Genomic DNA, 5,865 nt, shown 5'->3' on the forward strand with positions numbered 1-5,865 from the left:
CCATAGAGCGGCCTCTCGCTGGTTGAGCTTGTCGAAACCCGTTGCCAGAGCGGTCTCGACAAGCTCGACCAGCGAAAATCAGCGCTCCTCAGTAGGTGGTCAGCCCGCGGGAGCGGAAGATGGTGCGGGTCGACTCCACCAACTCGGCCGACGGCGGCTCGGTGTCGTCCAGCTGGTAGTCGAGGCCGAGTTCGGCCCACTTGTCGCGACCCATCTGGTGGAACGGCAGCACCTCGACCCGGGAGACACAGCTCAGCGACGCCGCGTAGTCGGCGACCTTCTCGACCGTCGCGGCGTCGTCGGTCAGCCCCGGCACCAGCACGAACCGGATCCAGGTCTCGGTGCCGAGCGCGTCCAGCCGGCGTCCGAAGTCGAGGGTGGGCTGCAGTCGGCGTCCGGTGACCCGTTGGTAGGTGGCCTCGTCGCCGGCCTTGACGTCGAGCAGCACCAGGTCGACGTCGGCGAGCATCGCGTCGTCGGCGTTGCGTCCGAGGAAGCCGGAGGTGTCGATCGCGGTGTGGATGCCGAGCTTCTTGGCGCCCCGCAGGATGCGCCGGGCGAACGCCGGCTGCTGCAGCACCTCGCCTCCGGAGAGCGTGATGCCTCCCCCGGTGGCCCGGAAGATCGACCGGTACCGCTTGATCCGGGCCAGCAGGTCGTCGGCCCGCACCGGCAGGCCCCGGTTGGCGTTCATCGTGTCCGGGTTGTGGCAGTACAGGCAACGCAGCGGGCAGCCGGCCAGGAAAGTGGTCATCCGGGTGCCGGGCCCGTCCACGGCGGTGACCAGCTCCCAGGAGTGCACCGACCCGATCGCGCCGCTGCGCTGGCCGAGCAGCAGCTCGTGGTGCGGCAGGTCGGCGACCGGGATGCCGCCCAGCATGCTGGCGTGCGCGGTCGCGTCGCCGCCCTGGCCGAACTGCCCGGGCGAGCCCGGGGTGACGAGCTCGTCCCTGGGGTCGCCGATGACGACCGCGCTCACCGTCAGACCGACTCGTGGAAGGTGCGGGACAGCACGTCCAGCTGCTGCTCCCGGGTCAGCTTGGTGAAGTTCACCGCGTAGCCGGAGACCCGGATGGTGAGCTGCGGGTAGGCGTCCGGGTTCTCCATCGCGTCGAGCAGGGTCTCCCGGTTCAGCACGTTGATGTTGGCGTGGTAGAGGCCCTCGCCCATGCCGGCGTCCAGGATGCCGACCAGGTTCGCGACCCGCTCGTCCTCGGTCCGGCCCAGGGCGGACGGGGTGATCGTGTTGGTCAGCGAGATGCCGTCCAGCGCGTCGTCGTAGGAGAGCTTCCCGACGCTCAGCATCGAGGCCAGCATGCCGTGGGTGTCGGCACCGTTCTCCGGGTTGGCGCCGGGCGCGAACGGGGTGCCGGCGGCGTGCCCGCAGGGGAACGCGCCGGTGGCCTTGCCGTAGACCACGTTGGAGGTGATGGTCAGCACCGACTGGGTCGGCACGGCGTCGCGGTACAGCCGCAGGTTGCGGATCTTCGCCATCACCGTGGAGACCACCAGTTTGGCGATCTCGTCGGCCCGGTCGTCGTCGTTGCCGTAGCGCGGGAACTCGCCCTCGGTGATGTAGTCGACGATCAGGCCGGAGTCGTCCCGGACCGGGGTGACGGTGGCGTACTTGATGGCGGCCAGCGAGTCGGCGACGATCGACAGCCCGGCGATGCCGCAGCCCATGGTGCGGACGATCTCGTCGTCGTGCAGCGCCATCTCGATCGCCTCGTAGGCGTACTTGTCGTGGCTGTAGTGGATGATGTTCAGCGCCTCGACGTAGGTCTCGACGGCGTAGGTCAGCATCGCGTCGTACTTGGCCCAGACGGTGTCGAAGTCGAGCGGCTGATCGCCCTCGATGGCGTTGAAGCCGGGCGCCACCAGCTTGCCGCTGACCTCGTCGCGGCCGCCGTTGATGGCGTACAGCAACGCCTTGGCACTGTTCAGCCGGGCACCGAAGAACTGCATCTGCTTGCCGATCGCCATCGGCGAGACGCAGCAGGCGATGGCGGTGTCGTCGCCCCAATGGCTGCGGATCTCGGCGTCCGACTCGTACTGGATCGCGGAGGTCTCGATCGAGATCAGCGCGCAGAACGCCTTGTAGCCCTCGGGCAGCGCCGGATCCCAGTAGATGGTGATGTTCGGCTCGGGTGCCGGGCCCAGGTTGCGCAGCGTCTGCAGCAGCCGGAACGAGGTCTTGGTGACCAGGGTGCGGCCGTCGTTGGCGAAGCCGCCGTCGGACCAGGTGGCCCAGTACGGGTCGCCGGAGAAGATCTGGTCGTAGTCGATGGTGCGCAGGAACCGGACGATCCGCAGCTTGGTGACCAGGGCGTCCATCACCTCCTGGGCCTCGGACTCGGTGAGCACGCCGGCGGCCAGGTCGCGCTCGGCGTAGATGTCGAAGAAGCCGGACAGCCGGCCGATGCTCATCGCGGCGCCGTCCTGGCTCTTCACGCTGGCCAGGTAGCCCAGGTAGGTCCACTGCACGGCCTCGCGGAAGTCGCGCGCCGGGCGTCCCAGGTCGAAGCCGTAGTCGGCGCCCAGCTTCTTCAGCTTGGTCAGCGCCTTGATCTGCTCGCCGTGCTCTTCGCGGTAGCGCGCCCAGTTCTCGCTGAACGGCTGGCCGACCACCGAGTCCCGGTCGGCCTTCTTGGCCTCGATCAGGGCGTCCACGCCGTACAACGCGACCCGGCGGTAGTCGCCGATGATCCGGCCGCGGCCGTAGGCGTCCGGCAGCCCGGTGACCAGGTGTGCGCTGCGCGCCGCCCGGATCCGCGGGGTGTAGATGTCGAAGACCGCCTCGTTGTGGGTCTTGCGGTACTTGGTGAAGATGTCCTTGACCCGCTGGTCGGGCTCCAGCCCGGCCTCCCGGATCGCGGTCTCCACCATCCGCCAGCCGCCGTTGGGCATCATCGGCCGCTTCAGCGGGGTGTCGGTCTGCAAGCCGACGACCACGTCGTCGTCGGCGCAGATGTAGCCGGGGCCGAAGGCGTCCACGTCGCCCGGAATGTGGGTTTCCACGTCGTAGACCCGCTTGGCCCGCTCCACCGCCAGGTAGTCGCGCTGCAGGGTCCCCCAGACCCGCAGCGTCTTCGCGGTCGCACCGGCCAGGAAGGACGCGTCCCCGGTATAGGGGGTGTAGTTGCGCAGGATGAAGTCACGGACGTCGATCTGCTCGGTCCACGGGCCGGGGGCGAAACCGCCCCAGGAATCGTCGCGAAGTGTGGGGGTGGAAGCCACGGCGGTCAAGGGATCTCCTCGGAGTGCAGCGCGCGGCCTGCTGCCGCGCTGGACGTATCCGTTCACGCCGTCCGGCCTTGTCAACCTGTGAATCAACAACGACCCAGCAGGCGTGCTCGCGGCCACTACTATAGCGCGTAGTAGTTACCGGGGCGAATCGGGCCGCCACGGAACCCTCGTGACCAGCGGTTCCTCACGCTTGCGGAATGTCCGTCGCAGCGAAGTCACGACCCTTGAACAACAGCGGCTCACCGCGAGCTGCGGCCAGGGCATAGCTGAAGGCGTCGCCCAGATTGAGGCCGGCCGGATGCCGACCCTTACCGAATCGGCGCCAGGCGGACGCCGCCAGTTCCGCCTGGCTCTCGTCGAGCGGGACGATGTCGACCTCCAACTCGGCCAGCAACGCACCGAGGTCGGCGGCAGCCTCCGGACCCTGCCTCGCCTCGACCACGATCAGCGCTTCGGTGAGGCTCGCGGCCGAGACCGACAGGCTCGGCGCCTCGGCCATCGCTTTCAGGTAGGTCTCGGCGTCCGGCTCGCCGAGAATCACCGCGACCAGCACCGACGTGTCGGCGATCATCGCGGAAGGCCGTGCTCGTCGTAGCCCAGGATCTCCTCGGCGGAGCGCTCGTCGAGCAGTTCGCGACGGCGTCCGCGATCGATGTAGCGCTGCAGATCGGTGGCCTTGGAACCCACCGACGCTTGCCGGCGTACCCGAGCCAACCGCTCGCCGAGCGCGGTCCGCAGCGCTTCGGTGATGCTCTCGCCGGTGGCTCGGGCCAGCTCTCTGGCAAGCGCGTCGGTGGCCGGATCCTTGATGTTCAGCGCCATGGATCCACCATAGGAGGAAGATTGGCTTACCTCAAGGAAGAAACTTATGCAGTTCAGCGGCCCGCGTAGAAGGCCCGCATGCCCTGGGCCAGCCAGCCGGGGTCACGGACGCCGCACAGCTCCCGCGCGGAATGCATGCTGAGCAGCGGAATGCCGACGTCGACGGTGCGGATGCCGAGCCGGGTGGCCGACAGCGGGCCGATGGTGGAACCGCAGGGCACCGCGTTGTTGGAGACGAAGTCCTGGGTGGGGACGCCGGCCGCGGCGCAGGCCCGGCGCCAGATCGCCTCCCCGACCGCGTCGGTGGCGTAGCGCTGGTTGGCGTTGAACTTGATCAGCGGACCGCGGTTCGGCAGCGGCCGGTGATCGGGGTCGTGCAGCTGTGGATAGTTGGGGTGGACGGCGTGGCCGGCGTCGGCGGAGACCAGCACTGATCGGGCTCGCGCCGCGCCCGCGGTCTGGACGTCCCAGCCGAGGGCGTCCGCGATTCGGGTGAGCACGGTCTCCAGCAGCGGCCCGCTGGCGCCGGTGGCGCTGGCCGAGCCGACCTCCTCGTGGTCGAAGCAGGCCAGCACGGTGATCGCGTCGGAGTCGTCGGCGGCGGCGATCGCGGTCAGCCCGGCGTGCACGCTGGCAAGGTTGTCCAGCCGCGGCGAGGCGAAGAGGTCGGCGTCCAGGCCGAAGGTGGCCGGCGGCTCGGTGACGAAGGCGACCAGGTCGTGGCCCAGCACCTGGCGGCGGTCGAGGCCGGCGACGGCGGCCACCTCGGCGAGCAGATCGGCGTCGGGCCGTCCGACCGCGAACACCGGGTGCAGGTGCTGCTGGCGGTCGAGCACCAGCCTCTCGTTCACGCTGCGGTCGAGATGCGGCGCCACCTGCGGAATCCGCAGCAGCGGCCCGGTGCGGACCAGGGTGACGCCGTCGGCGGTGACCAGGCGTCCGGCCAGGCCGAACTCGCGGTCCAGCCAGGAGTTCGGCAGCGGTCCGCCGTAGACCTCCATGCCGGCCTGCTGCCAGCCCACGAACGACGAGGTCGGCTCCGGTTTGAGGACGAAGCCGGGCGAGTCGGTGTGCGCGCCGACGATCCGGAAGGCGGGGCTGTCGAGCCGCTCGGGGATTCGCCAGGCCAGCACCGAGCCGTCCCGGACCAGCACGTAGCCGCCGGGCAGCGGGCTGAACGGCTCGGTCTCGGTGACCTCGACGAAGCCGGACACCAGCAGCAGCTCGGCGGCACGGTCGGCGGCGTGGAAGGACGACGGGCTGGCCGTGACGAAGGCCGCCAGGCTCTCGATGTGGGCCGATCCGTCGCTCGGCTGCCCTGGTCGGTACGAATCCATCTGGACGGTTCCTTCAACTGTGCTGGGTGGCTGTCGGCAGCCTAGCCCGCGCCACCGACACCGTTGATCGGGCGTGTCCGAGAGCCGATTGGACGCTCACACCGGGTCGGTCACGAGTTTTGTCAGAGGCGCCCGGCAAGATCGAGGACATGGAGATGGTTGTCCTGGCCCTGATCGCCGCGGCGCTCGGCGCGCTGCTCACCTGGCTGGTGATGCGCGCGGTGTCGCTGGCTCGGCACAACGCCGATCAGGCCGGTGAACAGGCCGCCGCCGCGCAGACCCGCAGCGAGATCGCCGAGGCCCGGCGTGAGGCGTCCGAGTCCCGTGCCGAGGCCGCCGACGCCCGGGCCGAGGCGTCCGCCGCCCGGGCCGAACTGGCCCGCGCCGGAACCGAGGTGGAACGGGCCAGGGTCGAGGCCGCCGACGCCCGCGCCGCCGCCTCCGCGGCCCAAGCCGAGGC

General features: G+C 69.9%; 6 protein-coding genes. 1 reads left to right on the plus strand and 5 read right to left on the minus strand.

The features are described 5' to 3' along the window. Nucleotides 1–88 precede the first annotated feature (88 nt). The 5 genes from pflA to QM582_RS16045 all read right to left on the minus strand — a co-directional run bounded on the left by pflA (nucleotide 89) and on the right by QM582_RS16045 (nucleotide 5,405). On the minus strand, nucleotides 89–979 hold the full coding sequence (gene pflA, locus QM582_RS16025; protein ID WP_415086054.1) for a pyruvate formate-lyase-activating protein: 891 nt from the start codon (nucleotides 977–979) through the stop codon (nucleotides 89–91). 2 nt (nucleotides 980–981) lie between these two features. Next, nucleotides 982–3,237 carry a formate C-acetyltransferase gene (gene pflB / locus QM582_RS16030; protein ID WP_415086063.1) on the minus strand — a complete coding sequence of 752 codons (2,256 nt, stop codon included), beginning with the start codon at nucleotides 3,235–3,237 and terminating at the stop codon, nucleotides 982–984. A 193-nt stretch (nucleotides 3,238–3,430) separates the two neighbouring features. After that, nucleotides 3,431–3,817 (minus strand): type II toxin-antitoxin system VapC family toxin, encoded by a 387-nt coding sequence (locus tag QM582_RS16035; protein ID WP_415086057.1) that lies wholly within the window; start codon nucleotides 3,815–3,817, stop codon nucleotides 3,431–3,433. Continuing rightward, nucleotides 3,814–4,068, minus strand: a complete 255-nt coding sequence (locus tag QM582_RS16040) for a type II toxin-antitoxin system VapB family antitoxin (protein ID WP_415086059.1) — start codon at nucleotides 4,066–4,068, stop codon at nucleotides 3,814–3,816. Before QM582_RS16040 ends, QM582_RS16035 begins: the two co-directional genes overlap by 4 nt. A gap of 53 nt (nucleotides 4,069–4,121) precedes the next feature. Further along, nucleotides 4,122–5,405, minus strand: coding sequence for a M18 family aminopeptidase (locus QM582_RS16045; protein ID WP_415086061.1), 1,284 nt, complete (start codon nucleotides 5,403–5,405; stop codon nucleotides 4,122–4,124). A 149-nt stretch (nucleotides 5,406–5,554) separates the two neighbouring features. On the opposite strand from QM582_RS16045, the gene QM582_RS16050 reads away from it, so the two are divergent. Continuing rightward, nucleotides 5,555–5,865: hypothetical protein (locus tag QM582_RS16050; protein WP_415086062.1), on the plus strand; the 311-nt coding region annotated here is incomplete at its 3' end.

The sequence above is a fragment of the Micropruina sp. genome (genome assembly GCF_047607385.1).
GTDB lineage: Bacteria > Actinomycetota > Actinomycetes > Propionibacteriales > Propionibacteriaceae > Micropruina.

What these genes read in the sequence shown, in the direction of transcription:
- QM582_RS16040 (WP_415086059.1), bottom strand. Translation starts at nt 4,068, where the DNA reads ATGGCGCTGAACATCAAGGATCCGGCCACCGACGCGCTTGCCAGAGAG.
- QM582_RS16035 (WP_415086057.1), bottom strand. Translation starts at nt 3,817, where the DNA reads ATGATCGCCGACACGTCGGTGCTGGTCGCGGTGATTCTCGGCGAGCCG.
- QM582_RS16045 (WP_415086061.1), bottom strand. Translation starts at nt 5,405, where the DNA reads ATGGATTCGTACCGACCAGGGCAGCCGAGCGACGGATCGGCCCACATC.